The sequence below is a fragment of the Marinobacter sp. B-21 genome (assembly GCF_056857895.1).
In genome coordinates this window covers 1-17,238 of sequence record NZ_JBSXNZ010000034.1, presented here as the reverse complement: position 1 = coordinate 17,238, position 17,238 = coordinate 1, and the positions used below count along the sequence as shown (strand labels likewise).

General features: G+C 54.1%; 13 protein-coding genes, 2 pseudogenes and 1 riboswitch. Of the genes and pseudogenes, 13 read left to right on the top strand and 2 right to left on the bottom strand.

Annotation, left to right across the window (positions count from 1 at the left end; genetic code table 11):
- Positions 1 to 67: 67 nt before the first annotated feature.
- The 7 genes and pseudogenes from AC13C0_RS01400 to AC13C0_RS01370 all read left to right on the top strand — a co-directional run bounded on the left by AC13C0_RS01400 (position 68) and on the right by AC13C0_RS01370 (position 8,160).
- A complete protein-coding gene (locus tag AC13C0_RS01400; RefSeq protein WP_482953822.1) occupies positions 68 to 937 on the top strand; it encodes a WYL domain-containing protein in 870 nt (289 codons plus the stop codon).
- A gap of 257 nt (positions 938 to 1,194) precedes the next feature.
- Positions 1,195 to 2,418 carry a lipase family protein gene (locus AC13C0_RS01395; protein WP_482953821.1) on the top strand — a complete coding sequence of 408 codons (1,224 nt, stop codon included), beginning with the start codon at positions 1,195 to 1,197 and terminating at the stop codon, positions 2,416 to 2,418.
- On the top strand, positions 2,415 to 3,551 hold the full coding sequence (locus AC13C0_RS01390; protein ID WP_341580979.1) for a caspase family protein: 1,137 nt from the start codon (positions 2,415 to 2,417) through the stop codon (positions 3,549 to 3,551). Before AC13C0_RS01395 ends, AC13C0_RS01390 begins: the two co-directional genes overlap by 4 nt.
- Positions 3,548 to 4,774 carry a hypothetical protein gene (locus AC13C0_RS01385; RefSeq protein WP_341580980.1) on the top strand — a complete coding sequence of 409 codons (1,227 nt, stop codon included), beginning with the start codon at positions 3,548 to 3,550 and terminating at the stop codon, positions 4,772 to 4,774. Before AC13C0_RS01390 ends, AC13C0_RS01385 begins: the two co-directional genes overlap by 4 nt.
- A 449-nt stretch (positions 4,775 to 5,223) precedes the next feature.
- Positions 5,224 to 5,454, top strand: a pseudogene (locus tag AC13C0_RS01380) (acyl-CoA dehydrogenase family protein); the annotation flags it as partial.
- Between the two features lie 271 nt (positions 5,455 to 5,725).
- Positions 5,726 to 7,231 carry a sodium/proton antiporter NhaB gene (nhaB, locus tag AC13C0_RS01375; RefSeq protein WP_117620397.1) on the top strand — a complete coding sequence of 502 codons (1,506 nt, stop codon included), beginning with the start codon at positions 5,726 to 5,728 and terminating at the stop codon, positions 7,229 to 7,231.
- Between the two features lie 92 nt (positions 7,232 to 7,323).
- Positions 7,324 to 8,160 (top strand): substrate-binding periplasmic protein, encoded by an 837-nt coding sequence (locus tag AC13C0_RS01370; RefSeq protein ID WP_482953820.1) that lies wholly within the window; start codon positions 7,324 to 7,326, stop codon positions 8,158 to 8,160.
- A 23-nt stretch (positions 8,161 to 8,183) separates the two neighbouring features.
- On the opposite strand, the gene AC13C0_RS01365 is transcribed toward AC13C0_RS01370, so the two are convergent.
- Complete coding sequence (locus AC13C0_RS01365) at positions 8,184 to 8,804, bottom strand: DUF3047 domain-containing protein (RefSeq protein WP_341582807.1); 621 nt, start codon at positions 8,802 to 8,804, stop codon at positions 8,184 to 8,186.
- A 256-nt stretch (positions 8,805 to 9,060) separates the two neighbouring features.
- Positions 9,061 to 9,240: riboswitch (cobalamin riboswitch) on the top strand.
- Positions 9,241 to 9,382: 142 nt separating this feature from the next.
- Here AC13C0_RS01365 and AC13C0_RS01360 point away from each other — a divergent pair.
- Together AC13C0_RS01360 and AC13C0_RS01355 are read left to right on the top strand one after the other, a co-directional pair.
- Positions 9,383 to 12,148 (top strand): ribonucleoside-diphosphate reductase subunit alpha, encoded by a 2,766-nt coding sequence (locus tag AC13C0_RS01360; RefSeq protein ID WP_117618967.1) that lies wholly within the window; start codon positions 9,383 to 9,385, stop codon positions 12,146 to 12,148.
- A gap of 104 nt (positions 12,149 to 12,252) precedes the next feature.
- Entirely contained in the window at positions 12,253 to 13,311 is a 1,059-nt protein-coding gene (locus AC13C0_RS01355) for a ribonucleotide-diphosphate reductase subunit beta (RefSeq protein WP_117618968.1), read from the top strand.
- 30 nt (positions 13,312 to 13,341) lie between these two features.
- Here AC13C0_RS01355 and AC13C0_RS01350 read toward each other — a convergent pair.
- A pseudogene (locus AC13C0_RS01350) lies at positions 13,342 to 13,491 on the bottom strand (tyrosine-type recombinase/integrase); the annotation flags it as partial.
- Between the two features lie 73 nt (positions 13,492 to 13,564).
- On the opposite strand from AC13C0_RS01350, the gene AC13C0_RS01345 reads away from it, so the two are divergent.
- From AC13C0_RS01345 to AC13C0_RS01330, 4 genes are all read left to right on the top strand, one after another.
- The gene (locus AC13C0_RS01345) at positions 13,565 to 13,942 is read left to right on the top strand and encodes a YkvA family protein (RefSeq protein WP_227539293.1); all 378 of its coding nucleotides are present in this window, start codon (positions 13,565 to 13,567) and stop codon (positions 13,940 to 13,942) included.
- 190 nt (positions 13,943 to 14,132) lie between these two features.
- Entirely contained in the window at positions 14,133 to 16,025 is a 1,893-nt protein-coding gene (locus AC13C0_RS01340) for a phospholipase effector Tle1 domain-containing protein (RefSeq protein ID WP_341580984.1), read from the top strand.
- Positions 16,015 to 16,638: a DUF2931 family protein gene (locus AC13C0_RS01335; protein WP_162893731.1), complete on the top strand. Its 624-nt coding sequence runs from the start codon at positions 16,015 to 16,017 to the stop codon at positions 16,636 to 16,638. Before AC13C0_RS01340 ends, AC13C0_RS01335 begins: the two co-directional genes overlap by 11 nt.
- Positions 16,639 to 16,767: 129 nt before the next feature.
- A complete protein-coding gene (locus AC13C0_RS01330) occupies positions 16,768 to 17,100 on the top strand; it encodes a YnfA family protein (protein ID WP_117618972.1) in 333 nt (110 codons plus the stop codon).
- The last annotated feature ends 138 nt before the right edge of the window (positions 17,101 to 17,238 follow it).

Below are 17,238 nucleotides of genomic sequence, written 5' to 3'. Positions count from 1 at the left end.
CAGAAATCTCGATACTGGATAGGTCTACAATGCGTCCACTTTTTGAACAGGTGTAATCGGGAGAGCCATGTCAGCGGATGATGTCGCGTGGGAAAAGAAGAGTAAATTCCACCTAATCGAAGTAGTTGCCTATTGGGAGGGGCGCGTGACGAACGATCACTTAAAGCGCGCTTTCAAAATAAACAGTCGCACTACCGGCTCTCGACTATTCCAAGCGTATAACAGCATTACACGTGGCAACCTGAGCTACTCTGCTAGCCACAGAGGTTATGTTCCGAGCGACAGCTTTGACTTCCAGTTCAGCATCGGTGATCTGGGCGAGTACCTGTCGCTTATGACCCAACACGATACTCTGAACCCATCTTTTTCCGGCATCAAAGATCTACCTGCACCGACAGAGGCAATCTCGATTCCCCATAGGGCTGTTTCGCCTTCGGTTGTCAGGCAAGTGGTTGTTGCAACGCAACAAAGATCAAGGCTGGAGTTAGTTTATCGGTCACATTCAAGCCCGGATGGGGAAGATCGCATTATTGCACCTCACACTTTGGTCTATTCAGGACTACGCTGGCATGCTCGTGCATGGTGCGAGAAGCATAAAAACTTTCGGGATTTTGTGCTCACACGTATTGAACCCGGTGCCGAAGTGATCGGTGAAGCCTTACCGGAGGCTGATCCAGCATTGGATGAAAACTGGAATCGCCAGATTGACCTTAGGTTAATTCCCAATCCGGAACTAAGTGAAGCGCAACAGCGAATGGTGGCTTTGGACTATGGTATGGGTGATGAGCGATACCTGAATGTCCGTGTAAGGGCGGCCATGGTGCATTACCTGATGCTCTCGCTGAATGTGTTCTTGGGCAGGGAAAGGTTTAAGCCGGAGGAGCAGCCTTTGGTTGTAGCGAATCCGGAAGAGATTGAACCGTTTGTATTTGGTTAGGGTTTTGGTGGCCCTATTTCCGCTTCATTACCGCTAATTGCCAGAAAATCCAAGCTTTTCTGCACATAAGCGTCCTAAAACTATGCCTCTTTCCAGGATCGCACTTGTTCACAAGTCTTCCTCGTAGAAATAGATCCGGAGTTCGGATTCGCCCCCTTTTTGTATCTGATCAAAGCAAAAAAGATGAATTATGTGAGCCAGCAACTTGAACTCACGGCTCGGTAGGCTATTTTTTGATCAAAGGTGGTGGCCTCTACATGGAAGAGATGATCATGCCTATTGTTTTCGTTCACGGTGTAAATAATCGAAAGAGCCCGAGCTATGATGCTCAGGTAGCTGTTACTAACAACTTTTTGCAGCAGCGACTCAATGGAGTAGTTCTCAACGGCAAGAAGCTCCAAGACCTTACTCAATCTAACAAAATATTCTTTCCGTACTGGGGAGATTTGGGTACCTCATTTGCTTGGGATATGGCGTCTTTGCCCCGTGGCCACATACAGGCTTTGGGAGGAGCGGCCGAAGCCAGTCTGAAAGCGGTTGCCGCCACACTCAAGGATGGTAGTAAGTCTGGCCTGGGTGAAGAACCTCTCCTAGCAATGGCCAAACAGGACTTCGGGTTGGCCGTCGAAGTGTTAACCTCCCTTTTGATAGAAGATACAGCGGGGGGGAAAGAGGACGAAGTCGCGCGCTTCGTAGTTGCTATACAAAATTATGCGATGGTTGAAACCACTCCGCGGTGGTTGACTAACCTCTCCACCGACGAACAGTTCATCGGAAGCCTAAAAATTGCTGTCGACGAAGACAGCAATATTCAAGCGCAGGGCTTGGGTGACATCTTCAATGCAGTAGCCATCGCTGCAAAAAAACTCAAAGATTGTGTTAAAGGCTTGGCCGGCAAGGTTGTAGACGCTACGGGTGATTTTGCCTCAAGCAAACTGTTGGGCTGGGTGCGAGAACCGCTCAATGAAAACCTCGGATGTTTTTTCGGCGACGTTTTCCACTACTTTGATGGACGTGGGGATCAAGAGAATGTTGGAGCAATTCCCGGTCGTATATTACAAGACATTGACGCTGCCGCAGCTAATAGCAAGGTAGAAAATGAGCCATTGATAATTATCGGTCACAGTATGGGAGGAGTAATTACTTTCGATCTTTTGAGTCATTACCGTCCAGGGTTAAATGTGGACTTGTTTGTGTCTGTGGGATCCCAAGTTGCTCATTTCGAGGAGATTAAGCTTTATCACGTCAGTGACAAAGCTAAAAAATCACCTGCAAAAGCACCAACTCCAACTAATATTCGGCACTGGATTAATATATTTGACACAGTGGACGTTTTTTCGTACGCCTGCTCGGAAGTATTCGATAGAGTAGATGTGGACGCTGAGTACGACACAAGAACTTATGTTGTGAAATCGCACTCAGAGTACTTTAAGCAGGCTCGATTTTATGATCGGCTTCGGTCAAGGATTGACAGTTTATGAGCTTAATATTTCCTGCCGATGAGGCAAGTGTTGTGTCGGGGCAAGGCAGGTTGCACGCACTCATCATAGGCGTGGGTGAATACGATCACTTAGGGTTGGGCGTACCAAAGCCAAGCCGTTTGTTGAGTGGATTAAAACCGCTAACGGTGACTGAACCAGCTGCTCGCCGACTAGCTGCATGGCTTGAAAACAAATATACAAATCCGAACTGTCCTCTGGGATCAATCGAACTCCTTTTAGCACCAGCAGGTGATTACACTCGCAAAGACGGTTCGAAAGTCGCCGTTGAAAAAGCTGACATGGCCAACATCGAAGCGGCCACGAACCGTTGGTTTCGACGTTGCGACTCTTCGAAGGACAATATCGTATTCTTTTATTTTGTTGGGCACGGAATTAGCACCGTTAAAGGCAGCTACTTGCTACCTGCAGACTTTGGTAACCCGGATATCGCCGACGACTGGAGGAACTGTATTGATGGCAGCGGGTTACGATCGGGAATGTTTAAGTGTAACGCTCAGCACCAGTACTACTTCTTCGATGCTTGTCGAGACGCACCTGTAGATGCTTTAACGAAGCGAAATCCGCACGGTGCAAGTCTGATCGGAGGGGCTGATTTGAGCGATACTGTTGAATTGTCTGCTGACTATTCGGCCGCGTCAGATGGTAGACAAGCTTTTGGTCGTGATGGAGGTGAAACTTTCTTCTGTGAAGCGCTAATAATGTGCCTTGATGGTATGGGTGCTAGCCGGCTTGCAGGAGGTCGCAACTGGCGCGTAGATGCGGCTACTTTGAGTCGTGGACTGGTCTCGGTGATCCAGGCGATCGCCGCTCGCGAAAATCTCCCGCTAAGTTGCGAGTGTCGAATGCAGAAGCCCGAGCCGTTGCACTTTCCCCCTAATGGGCGAGTAATGGTGAAAGTGGGATGTAAATCAGAAGATATGAATAATGAAGCAGATATAACGCTCATTCAGGACACTGGTATAAAAATGTCACCGCCAGGGGATCCTCGGCCTTGGATACAACCCGCGGTCGCAGGGAATGTTGATATCCGCGTTAAGTTCAGCAATTTTCCGACCGAGGTTATCAACGAATTGATAGATCCTCCTGTCTACGACCTGGAGTTTCCCCTGTGAGTGAACTAATGAATATTCGGTTCGACCTTGACATGCCGATGACGGCATTCGAGGTTGTGACGCCGAAGCATGGTACCATTGAGCATTGTGCGCTAGCTGCGGGTGAAGAAAAGATTGTCGAAGTGCCTTCCTCTGATTCTTTCATCCGCCTGCGTCTTCCCACAGGCCGAACCGTGAATTTGCGCCATGCGGGCGACTTGCAGTACTTAATTACTCCCAACTTGATCCGGAGAAGTGCAACACCAAACGCTGTTCATTCAATCGAACGAGGTGTCAGTGCGTTTGAATATTATGGTTCGCGAGACTCTTTAATTAGGCCCGATGCCATAACGCAACTGAGTCGTTTGCGACAGCTCAGTATTGCTCAGGTTGAAGCCTACAATACGATGCGGTCTGTAGAGGTTTTGGATCCTCTTCGTCTCCGTTATGGAAGATTGTACAGACGTTCACAAATCAGCGGGGATGTAGAGACAAAGCTTCCAGGCGATTTTAACGTTCGCTGGAAACCGGCTGTACTTGGGATGGTCGATGAAGACATAGACGAAGTCTACTTCACACCTGAGGCTCAAGATAAGCCCTACGAGCTAACTATAGATGGCCGAAGACGTTTTCAAATAAGAATACCCGGTAGTGTGAAATCTGCTTTCGTACGCTCGGACTTAGTTGGGACAAACCATTACTTGATTAGCGTTCGTGTTGGAACCGTATCCTCTGATGCGGATGCCGTAGGCGGTTATATTGCCCAAAGTGACTATGTTTCCGCTCGAACTCTGTTGGACTGGGCGAGGTTGGCGGTTTCTGGTCCACATTCAGGAGAAACCGATCCCTATTCCACAATCTTAGCTCTCTATCTGCTGCTACGGCTTGAACCGTCTAGTTTAATGCAGGATTCGCTTAAGGCTTTAGAGCGCTGCCACCCAGATATTCCGGATATTTACATTATCGCAGCTGCGCACTGTACACTTGGGCGACCGAGACGAGCCAAGATCCTGAATTACATCAAGCAGAGTTTTGATGTTGGCTTGCCGGTGTATACAGAAGGCCTGCACTGGTTGACGCAAATGCTACGAATGTTGGGTGAGAATGGAGAGAGGTATCTTGACCGCCTTGGACAAGAAACTCAGGGCGTAGTCTGGAGTTCACCTTTTACTGCACTTGCATACGATTTTGACGAGGGTGACAGGATCATATCTCTGGATGTCGCGTACGCTCTGGAGTTGTGAACGAGACTACACCAAATACTTTTGATTTCTAGTGCATTAATCGTATCTGTTGTTAATGGTAAGCAGACCTGAATAGACTCCAGCAAAAACTAAAAGAGTTCGAATTATGTTGGATGGACATAGCTCTTGCTCGGAATTTATCAAACTTTTTTGACACCCCTCCCAGCAAAAATCTAGCTGGTCGACAAAAATCTTATCAAAGTTTGAAATACCCTGAGGCACAAAAGCACGCGAATATTTACTGTTTTCTATCAAACTTTATTGTCGTCTGACAAGGAGCCAACTCCCGACGCGTCAGTCGGGCAGATCCGCGGCCTCCTCAGAGCATTCCTTGAGAAGCCTCCCTGTGGAAACATCGTCAAAACACTCGTTTCGGTCTGACTGAGCCGGATCACGGTTCCGATCCGGGCGGTATGATTGCCCGCTATGGTATTTCTTGGGGTGCGTTGGGCGCCGCTGCCGTAGAGATTACCTCGATCATGAAGCGCAACTCCTGTGGCAAGGCTCTGGATGTTGCCCGCCTGGCCCGGGACATGCTCGGTGGCAACGGTATCAGCGATGAATACGGTGTGGCACGTCATCTGGTGAATCTGGAGGTGGTGAACACCTATGAGGGCACCCACGATGTCCATGCCCTGATTCTGGGCCGGGCCCAGACCGGGATCCAGGCGTTCTTCTGACACCAGTTTTGTTATTTTGTTATTTTTTTCGCAAAGCGACCGCATTGCGCCGGGAATCGGTTAAAATGCGGTCGCTCTTATTACTTTAGTTAAGTAATATTACGAAAAAAATCCGTAGTGGTTAGACCCACCTCACCTTCTTGTTGTTATTAAGACCAAATACGGTCAAACAATGTACCTTTGGACCATACCCCGGTACATAAATATCAAGGAAGATGTCGACGCTCTGCCACACAATACCGACAACCCGTTCTCTCAGAAGATTTTCGCAATGCCCACGACTGTTATCTCCGGCTTTACCTACAACTTCCTTGGCAAGGCGCCTGTCTGGTACAAGCAGGTGATCCTGCTGTTTCTCATTGCCAACCCGATTGTGATGTATGTGCTTGGGCCCGGAGCGGCGGGCTGGCTTTTGATTGCCGAGTTCATCTTCACTCTGGCCATGGCCCTGAAGTGCTATCCGCTGTTGCCCGGTGGCCTGCTGGCTGTGGAGGCCCTGCTGATCGGGCTGACTAACCCGGATGCAGTGTATCTGGAGGTGCTGACCAACTTCCCGGTGATCCTGTTGCTGATGTTCATGGTGGCGGGGATCTATTTCATGAAGGAGCTGTTGCTGGTGACCTTCACCCAGATCCTGGTGGGTGTGCGGTCCAAATCGGCGCTGTCGCTGCTGTTTTGCGGTGCGGCCGCGTTGTTGTCGGCTTTTCTGGATGCCTTGACGGTAACCGCCGTTATTATCTCGGTCGCCGTGGGTTTCTATGCTGTTTATCACAAGGTGGCTTCCGGCAAGGGCTATCAACACGCCGACCACAATGCCAACAGCGACGAAGAAGTGATCGAGCTGCACCGGGAGGACCTGGAAAATTTCCGCGCTTTCCTGCGCAGCCTGCTGATGCATGGTGCCATCGGCACCGCCTTGGGTGGCGTGGCGACCATGGTGGGCGAGCCCCAGAACCTGCTGATCGCGAAAGTGGTGGGCTGGGATTTTGCGACCTTCTTCCTGCGCGTGGCGCCGGTCAGTTTGCCGGTACTGGCGGCGGGTCTGTTCACCTGCTGGGCCCTGGAGAAGCTGCGCTGGTTTGGTTACGGCGGACGGCTGCCAAAACCCGTTCGCCGGGTGCTGGAGGAGTTTGCCGATAACGAGCGCGCCAAACGGACCAAGGCAGACCAGGCCGCCCTGTGGGTTCAGGCCCTGGCCGCGCTGATCCTGGTGGTGGGGCTGGCGTTTCATCTGGCCGAGGTGGGCCTGATTGGCTTGCTGGTGATTATCCTGATTACCTCGTTTACCGGCGTTACCGACGAGCACCAGATCGGCAGGGCGTTCCAGGAATCGCTGCCTTTCACCTCTCTGCTGGTGGTTTTCTTCGCCGTGGTGGCTGTAATTCACGAACAGCACCTGTTCAAGCCGATCATTGATTACGTGCTCTCGTTGCCGGCCAACCAGCAGCCCGGCATGTTCTTCATCGCCAACGGCATTCTCTCGATGATCAGCGATAACGTGTTTGTAGCGACGGTTTACATCAGTGAGGTCAAGCAGGCCCTGGATGCCGGTGCTATCAGCTATGAGCACTTCCAGAAGCTGGCGGTTGCCATCAACACAGGCACCAATCTACCAAGTGTTGCTACACCGAATGGCCAGGCCGCGTTCCTGTTTCTGCTGACATCCGCCATTGCTCCGCTGGTGCGTTTATCCTATGGCAAGATGGTCATCATGGCGTTTCCCTACACACTGGTGATGGGCGGAGTCGGCCTGTACATGGTAATTAACTATATTTGACAATCTTCCCGGTTTTTTTGCGGGCAGTGTCAGTGTAGATTTGGTCGGGTCTGTTAATCTTTGCTTAAACAGACCCGACATTTCCGGATTCCATGCGCAGCAGCTTTTCACTTCACTTGTTTGTCTTCCTGACGCCCGGGCTCTTTCATGTCGCCCGGCTCGTTATCCTGTTGGTAGCCGCTCTGTTATCAACAAGCGCCACCGCCCAGTCTGGCCCGGGCGCAAAAACCCTTCGCGTGGCTTATGTCGAGTTTCCGCCCATTACCTATCAAACCGACGACGGCGCACCGGCAGGCAGCTTCATCGAACTTACCCGTAAAGTGGCGGTTGAGGCGGGCTACAAGCCGGAATTTGTCTACTTGCCGCTGAGTCGCACGTATCTTTACCTGAGCAACGGAAGGATCGATGTCTGGCCCGGTGTGACCGAGGTTCCACGCCTGGTGGACGATGTCCTGGAGAGCTGGGTCAGCCCGTTGGCTGTGCAACTGAGTGCCTGGTACCGTGAAGGCACCCCGGCCCTTGATCATTTTGATCTGCTTCAAGGCAAACGGGTGATCGTGATTGGCGGCTACACCTACGGTGGTCTTTTGGCCTGGCTGGAACAGAACGGTGGCATACGGGTAACCGAAGCGCCGAACCACCGATCGGCCGTTGATATGCTGAAGCGCAAGCGGGGTGACTATCTCCTGGATTACCGGCGACCGGTTCAGGAAATCCTGACAGAGCCTTCGGATAGTGTTATCCGGGAATCGGAAGTGCGCACCCGCAATGCCGCGTGGATTTTCTCGCTTACACATCCCCGTGCAGCGTTGCTGCGGGACGACTTTGATGATGCCTACCTGCGACTGGTGGAGAAGGGCGAAGTGCCCCCGGTGCGTGAAATTACCGGAGGTTATGTGATACCAGGGTTCCCCGAGGAACTTCGGTAAACGGCCCTTTGCACAGGGATATATCAGGGATTGAGCACGATATCACCGTACCAGGCGGTCGCTGTTTCGTTGGTGTTGTCTGAATCCGACATGATCGCAATACCCACTACCGGCGGCGGTGCCTCGCCAAAGGCCTTTCGATAATCGGCCACGATATCCCGCTCAATCGTGACCCATTCGCCGACCTGTTCCGAGCCGGAATTGACGGCGACCATCACGGTTTTCCCGGTGTAGGGGTTGGGTACGAACTTCCCCTCCGGCAGGGTGTTGGCCCAGATGTAGTTCAGGGCATTGCCCGGCAGGGTTTCGCCGAACAGCACCTCCACGGCCTTGCGTTTGGCACGTTCGAAAAAGCCGGCCTTCTCAGGCTGAAATTCAAAGGCGACATAGATTCGGGCGGGGTAGTCATCCCCCGACTTTTCCCGGGCATCACCCTGTTCAAAAACGTTTGAGACTTTCCAGCGCCATTGCAGAACCAGCGAGTCGGACGGTTCCAGATTCACCCGGGCAATCAGGCCGGAAGCTCCGCCCCTGGTGGTGGCCTTCACCACCTGTTCTCCATCCTCTGTTACCAACTCATAGCGGGTGAGCTGGTCGATTTTGGGAAACTCCAGAGGCTCCCAGCCGTCGTTAAGGGACTGCATTTCAGAAAACGGAGTCAGGATTGCTTCCTGCGCACCGGCCTGGGAAAACGCCAACAAACAAACGAGGCTCAGAGCCCAGGTTTTGCAATACCCGGTTAAATGCATGACGGTTTTCCTCTGCTCAGACAGTAAGAAGGCAGACAGATGTTTTACCGGAAAGTGCCTTGTTCTGTAAAAGCTACCTGTATATAGTGTCTCCATCCTTGGCAAAATACCATATGTAGTGACCATCGCATAACCAACATGGTTGGCGCCTGATCAATCCCTACATCCTGGTATCGGGAATCCGGTGAGACTCCGGAACTGACGCGCAGCGGTATTGGGGAACGAGCGTGGCATCACAGACACTGGCGCAAGCCGGGAAGTCGCCACGCAAGGCTGAATCGAACGATTCACGCCCCTGAGTCCGAAGACCTGCCTGGGAGAACACTGCACCTTCGCGTTTCAAGGTGAGCAGATCGGACCCAGGCCAGGCTCGTAGGTCGGATTACGCATTCGCTAATCCTACGGTGCTGCTGCTCAGATCCCCTGCCTACGCGAAGGTTATGGAACTCAACGCGTATTCAGGAGAACAAAGCATGTCCGCCTCTGCCCTGGCCGAACCCCGGTCAACCTCACACGCCGATACCCAATCCCTGCAGGTCATCAAACGCAACGGCACCCTCGTTGGCTTTGATCTGTCCAAGATCAGCGTCGCCGTCACCAAGGCGTTTCTGGCCGTGGAAGGGGACAAAGCCGCCGGTTCTGCCCGTATTAACGATGCTGTGCACCGGGTCACCGAACAGGTTATCCACGCCATTGGCCGGCGCCTGAAAGCCGGCGGTAAAGTGCACATCGAAGACATCCAGGACCAGGTGGAACTGGCCCTGATGCGGGCCGAGGAACAGAAAGTGGCCAGGGCGTATGTGCTGTATCGGGAAGAGCACGCCCGCGAGCGTGCCCGCCATGCCCCGGTGGAGGCCCACCCGCACCTGACCGTGAAGAAAACCAGCGGCGAGATCGCCGCCCTCGATCTTGGCCTGATGAAGCTCCAGGTGGAGCAGGCGGCGACCGGGCTCGAAGGCATTGATGGCGATTCCCTGGTGGACGATGCACTCACCAATCTTTATGACGGCATCGCCGAGGAAGACGTACTCTCCGCGCTGATCATGACCGCCCGCAGCCGGATCGAGCAGGAGCCGGATTACAGCGTAGTTACTGCGCGTTTGCTGCTGGAACAGCTGAGACTGGAGAATGCCGCCGCCCTGAACCTGCCCATCAGCCGGCCGCTGGCGGAAATCTACCCGCAGGCACTCTCGGCATTCATTGAGGCCGGTATTCGCTATGAGCTTCTGGACGAAGCGCTGGCGGCCTACGATCTGGAGCGCCTGGGCGCGGCCCTGAAACCGGAGCGGGACCTGCAGTTCGGTTTCCTTGGTTTGCAAACCCTGTACGACCGGTATTTCCTGCACTGGAACAAGGCCCGGCTTGAGCTGCCGCAGGTATTCTTCATGCGGGTGGCCATGGGCCTTGCCCTGCGTGAAGACGATCCGAATGCGCGCGCCATCGAGTTCTACAAGCTGCTGTCCAGTTTCGATTACATGGCTTCCACACCGACGCTGTTCAACAGCGGCACCCGCCATTCCCAGCTGTCTTCCTGCTACCTGACGACTGTCGGCGACGACCTCGAAGACATCTACGGCGCCATCCGCGACAACGCCCTGCTCTCCAAATGGGCCGGCGGTCTGGGCAACGACTGGACACCGGTGCGGGCGCTGGGCGCTCACATCAAGGGCACCAACGGTCAGAGCCAGGGCGTGGTGCCCTTCCTGAAAGTGGTGAACGACACCGCCGTGGCGGTGAACCAGGGCGGCAAGCGCAAGGGCGCGGTGTGCGCCTATCTGGAAAGCTGGCACCTGGACATTGAGGAATTCCTGGAGCTGCGCAAGAACACCGGTGATGAACGCCGCCGCACCCACGATATGAACACCGCCAACTGGGTACCGGACCTGCTGATCGAACGCATGCGCGAAGACCGCGACTGGACGCTGTTCTCCCCCAGCGATGTGTCCGATCTGCACGATCTTTACGGCAATGCTTTCCGTGAACGCTATGAGTATTACGAGGCACTGGCGGAGCAGGGCAAGATCAACCTGTTCAGGAAGACCCCGGCCAAACAACTGTGGCGCAAGATGCTCACTGTACTGTTCGAGACTGGCCACCCCTGGATCACCTTCAAGGACCCCTGCAACCTGCGTTCACCCCAGCAGCACCGGGGCGTGGTGCATAGCTCCAATCTGTGCACGGAAATCACCCTGAACACCAGCGCTGATGAAATTGCCGTGTGCAATCTGGGCTCGGTGAACCTGGCCGCCCACATCGCCAACGGCGAGCTGGATGTGCAGCGACTGGAGCGCACCGTGACCACCGCCGTGCGCATGCTCGATAACGTCATCGACATCAACTACTACGCCGTACCCCAGGCCCGCAATTCCAACCTCAGGCACCGCCCGGTGGGTCTTGGCCTGATGGGTTTTCAGGACGCGCTCTACCAGCTGGGCCTGCCATACTCCAGCCCCGAGGCAGTGGAGTTTGCCGATGTCGCCATGGAACAGCTCAGCTACTTCGCCATCCGCGCCTCGGCCACGCTGGCGGGTGAGCGCGGCGCTTACGACAGCTATGACGGCTCCCTCTGGCAGCGAGGCATCCTGCCCATCGACTCCATCAGCCTGCTCAAAAACGCACGCAGGGAAGGGGACCTGTCCATTAATACCAATGCCCGGCTGGACTGGACCCCGGTGCGGGAACTGATTGCCCAACACGGTATGCGCAACAGCAACGTCATGGCCATTGCCCCTACGGCGACCATTTCCAACATTGTGGGCGTGTCCCAGTCTATTGAACCTGCGTACCAGAACCTGTTCGTGAAATCGAACCTCTCCGGCGAGTTCACGGTGGTCAATCCCTCACTGGTTCGGGATCTCAAGGCGGAGGGGCTGTGGGACAACGTAATGGTCAACGACCTGAAATACTTCGACGGCTCCGTGCAGCAGATCGACCGTATTCCGGCGGTACTGAAAGCCCGCTACGCCACTGCGTTCGAGCTTGACGCCCGCTGGCTGGTGGAAGCCGCCGCCCGCCGCCAGAAATGGCTGGACCAGGCTCAGAGCCTGAACCTCTACATGGCCGAACCCAGCGGCAAGAAACTGGATGCCCTGTACCAACTGGCCTGGGAACGGGGCCTGAAAACCACCTACTACCTGCGTTCCCTGGGAGCTACCGGCGCCGAAAAAATCGCACCCGTATCCGCGCCACAGCCGCAGGTTTGCAGCATCGATAATCCGGACTGCGAGGCCTGTCAGTAACTGACTTTTTTAGCCACGGACACTCACGGACCCACACGGACGAAAAAACATCTTTGTCTTTGTCCGTGTGGGTCCGTGGCAAATCAAATTAAAAGGAACGAATAATGCTGAACTGGGACGACGAACCAAAAACCGAAACCAGGGCCGCCAATCCAGACGCCCCGGCCCCAGTGAATGTGGACGACAAACGCGTCGTCAACGGCAACACCGACATCAACCAGCTTGCGCCATTCAGGTACCCCTGGGCCTGGGAGTACTTCATGAACGCCAACAAGAACCACTGGACGCCGCTGGACGTCAACATGGCCCAGGACGTCCATGACTACCACCACCGGCTGACCGCGCCGGAAAAGCACGTGTACGAGAACGTGCTGGCCTACCTCACCACCTCCGACATCCTCGCCATGCGCAACATCGGCCTGGCTGTGATGGAAAAGATGAGCGCGCCGGAACTGCAGATCTACCAGGCCCGGCAGGTGTACGAAGAAGCCATGCACACCTGGGCCTACCAGCACTGCATCGAAACCCTGAACCTGGACCAGAGCGAGATCTACAACCGCTACCGGGTGGTGCCCGCCATCAACGGCAAAATCCAAATTGCCAACCGCCGGCTGAACGCCGCCATGCGCCCGGACATGAACCTGCGCAACAAGGATGACCTGGAGGAATTCATCATGTCCTACCTGTTCTTTGCGGCCGTGTTCGAAGGCACCTGGTTCTACAACGGCTTCAGTCCCATCTTCGCCCTCCAGCGCCGCGGCCTCATGCGCGGCACCGGTGAGCAGCTGCAGTACATCCTGCGGGACGAAGCCATGCACTTCTCCTTCGGCTTGAAAGTGGTGAACCAGATTATGGAAGAGGAGAGCATCACCTTCGATCCCAAAGCCGTGCGCGAGATGTGGGATGAGTCAGAAGCGGCGGAAACCGCCTACGCCAACTACATCCTGCGCGACCCCATCCTGGGTTACTCCGCCGAGTACCACAGCGAGCAGTTCCGCTTCGTGGCCAACCGCCGAGCCAGAACCGTGGGCCTGGAAGAGCCGTTCCCCGGCGCGCAAAACGTCTCACCCTGGCTGGATGAACAGGCCACCCTGCGCAAGGAGAAGAACTTCTTCGAGACTCGGGTGATCGAGTACCAGACCGGGGCACAACTGGAGTGGTGAATACGCACTGACCATGAGTTAGCGCAAAGGCTAACCCAGGGGACTGCGCACCCCGGCAAAACCCTGGCCCAGTACATGGGTATAGATTTGCGTGGTGCGCAAGTCCGAATGGCCGAGTAAATCCTGCACCGTGCGGATGTCGTTACCTCGTTTCAGCAATTCGGTAGCGAAGGTATGCCGGTTATGCCGAATTCGGCATAAGCGCCATAATGCCGCATTCCGGATTATGCCGAGTTAGGTGCTTATGGAGTTGATGAGAAAGCTTAAAGAGTCCGCAAGACGCATCAAGCATGATGCGTTGACCGTTTACTTTATTGCGCGGAATCCGGATACACCAATATTCGTAAAGCTTCTCGCACTTGCAATCGCAGCATACGCCTTGAGCCCAATAGACCTAATTCCAGACTTTATACCTGTCCTTGGCTATTTGGATGACGTTATTCTGTTGCCATTAGGCATCATGCTTGTTATCAAGCTGACGCCAGCATTGGTCATAGAGGTAAGCCGGACGAGAGCGGCTGAAGTGGCGGCTCAGCCAGTCAGCAATGGTGCAGCCGCTGTAGTTATTGTTGTATGGCTCTTATGTGCTTGGGCTTTCGGTTACTGGTTACTGGGTATGGTTGGCACCTAACCCCAATAGTTCCAGTTCGTTACGGCCCTGGCGGGCCTCCACCGGACAGCCTTTTCTCCGCTTCGCTACGCAAAGGCTGCCGCTGAACAAAAGCGTTATGTGGTGCCAACCATGCTACACTCACGGGTTTTGGACAATGTTTAATCACGGGTAGCCAGGAAGCTACTTTTTACTGAAAGGAACTCTCACCATGAGCAATCTGATTGCCGCCTGCGTCGGCGACATACACGTTTGCCCGATCAAAGGGCACGGCTCCTCCCCCATCATGCCCAACGGCTCCAGCATCCTTGTTGAAGGTAAACCCATTGCCCGGGTGGGCGATGTCACCGGCTGCGGTGCCGTTATTACTCAAGGCTACCCACTGGCGTTGGCTGATGGTATGCCTGTGGCGTACCTTGGCAGCCCCACCAATCATGGTGGTTCCATTGTCAGCGGTAATCCACGAGTGATTTTGGGTGTGGCCACTAACACGGCACCGGTTGTGGATTTCGCCATGGCTGGCACACTGGATGACAAAGGCCAACTTACCCGCGCCGCCAAAAAGTTGCTGGACAAAGACCCGCAGGAATTTGTTCGCAAAGCCGCTCAGAAGGGTGCGTTGATTGACGAAGGCTTGCCGGACGAAGAACCGGAAGATTCCCCCGCTGAAGAAGATCGCCCCAAGGTTCGGGTAGAGGCTGGCATCTTTTTCGACGGCACTGGCAATAACCGCGACAACACCCAGACGTATCAGCAGCAGATGGACGAGTGTCTGACGGCCAATGCTGCCGGAGCCATTTCAGAAGAAGAATGCAGCAGCGAACTGTCGCAGATCATGGAGGGCAGTTACCTTAATGCGGAAACCAATGTCTCCAAGTTAGAGCGAATGTATCAGCAGGGCCAAGTCCAGAGTGGCGACCGCGACCAAGTTCACCGCATTTCATCTTACGTATCCGGTGTGGGTACAAAGTCCGGAGAAGCTGACGATGGCCCCAGCATGGGACTCGGCCTTGGCGAACAAGGGATACTCAAGAAAATCGATCAAGGCTGTGCCAATCTGGCGATTGACGTTTTTGATTATGTCAGCGAACCCATAGATGAACTGATTCTTGACGTTTTCGGCTTCAGCCGTGGCGCGGCGACTGCGCGGCATTTTGTCAGGCGGGAGGTTCGTGACACAACGGATTCCTTATATGGTGAATATAAGGGAAGGTTAGTCAGAGCATTCGAGCGGCAGGGCATCCCATGGCCCAAGAAAGTTACCGTTCGTTTTGTCGGCCTGTTCGATACTGTTGCGGGGATTGCCGACCTCGGCAATCTGGACGTATCGGCTCACGATGCAGAAACCGGACGTATCAACGTCAACCTACGGCCGGAGGATGCCGAACGAGTCGTTCAGTTTGCCGCGAGGGATGAGCGTCGGCACAACTTCTCACTCAACAGCCTCAGGGGTGAGTCCGGCAGCTTGCCGGACCACTTCAGCGAATGGGTGTTGCCTGGTGTCCACTCCGATATTGGCGGCGGTTACCCGGATCGCTTCCGGGAACGGATTGAAGTTCGCCCGCCCCTGGTCGTCAAAGGAAAGGACCGTCGTAATCCCGAAGCCAGTTTCGAATTCTCCCGCATGTTGCAGGAACGGGCGCTGATTAAAAACGAGGCTTGGATTGGGCCACTTAACCCACTCGCCACACTTGAAATTGAACAGGAGCGCTCACGTGGTTTGCCTGGTGGCGACATCACGCTTCGCCTTTGGCTGGACCGCGAGGTTCGTGGTGAATACTCCCGTATTCCGCTGTACCTGATGCATAAGTTGGCGGTGGATGCTGGTGTGCCTTTTGATGTGATTGATCCTGAAGACTCGTCACTTTCTCTTCCTGATGAGTTAATAACCGTCGCCAGAAATCTCGCGGCCCATGTCTGGCATGGCGGTCCGCTGTTGATGACACCGGAATCCAGAGCACTACTGAAACAGCGATATATTCACCATTCCGATCATTACCTGCTTCTTGGCCCCTTATACCCTTTCAAGCCCGGCGAGTATGGCCGCCGAACCGTCCATCCGAATAAAGGGCAATGGATTGAGGGGGAATACCATGAGTATTAAAACGCTCGTCGTCAGTCTTTGCGTTTTTTTGCTTCTGGGGTGTTCGGATCACACTGAATCAGAAGAACCAACGTATGGCCCGGATCCCTCCTATCGAAGTATCTCCGTTGTGGTGCCGCAACACTACGATGCATGGGTGGAGACTTTTATCCTCGAATCTGTGTCGGGTGAAATCGGTTGGCGGGCACCCATCGGCATAATCACCTGCTGTTGGAAACATCCGTCTGGAAAAAACGCAGAATGGCAGGCAATGCCGGGGCTGGTGCTCATCAAGTGGTTTTCGTTTGCAGAACAGCAATCTTACCGGGCGTTGATCAAACTAGAGAATGCTCGAGAAATCGAAGATAAAATGAAACAAATCACCAAACTTGAGCGGTATGGCAATATTCTTGAGGTACCTCGTTACAACCTCGTATTTGGTCTGGCACCTGGAGGAACAGTGGTTGTCTGGATCATGAACGGGGCGGAAAATGCGATTGAAGTGGGGCGGTACGAGGCTACGCCTTACGATCACAAAAAAGAAGGCGAGGTCTACACTAGGCGTACGGAGAGTTATCTTGAAAGGCAGGGAGATTTTCTTCAAGAAAACGGAATACGATACGACGGTTGGTGAACGTTTGCTTTTGACCTTCGAGGCAGGCCCACATAATGCCATGCACCGGATGCCAAACCCTCCGCTTCGCTCCGGTTTTGTCACCGGTGATAGCGGGCGTTATGTGTTACTGCCAAGGAGTAGGTTCTTTTGCCTGAGTTGAAAACCATTGGCCTATTCTTCGTTACCGCTTTAGCGGAGATTGTTGGCTGTTATTTACCCTATCTCTGGCTTCGCGAAGGTAAAACTATCTGGCTTCTGGTACCAGGTGCGCTGAGTCTTGCGGCATTTGCTTGGCTGCTGTCATTACATCCGACCGCTGCGGGTAGAGTCTATGCTGCGTATGGTGGCGTTTATATTTTCATGGCAATACTCTGGCTGTGGGCAGTGGATGGCATCCGTCCAACGGCCTGGGACTTGGTTGGCTCAGCAGTCGCTTTAGTGGGCATGGCAATCATCATGTTTGCGCCGCGCACTACATAATCGGGTAGCCGGGGGTATTTAACCCCCAGCCCCCACAACACCCTGCACCGATGCGTCGGACCGGCCGCTCCGCACAGGGCGTTTCACCGGGAATGGTGAAGCTTGATCCATCCATCACGCAGCGATACCAGACCCTCG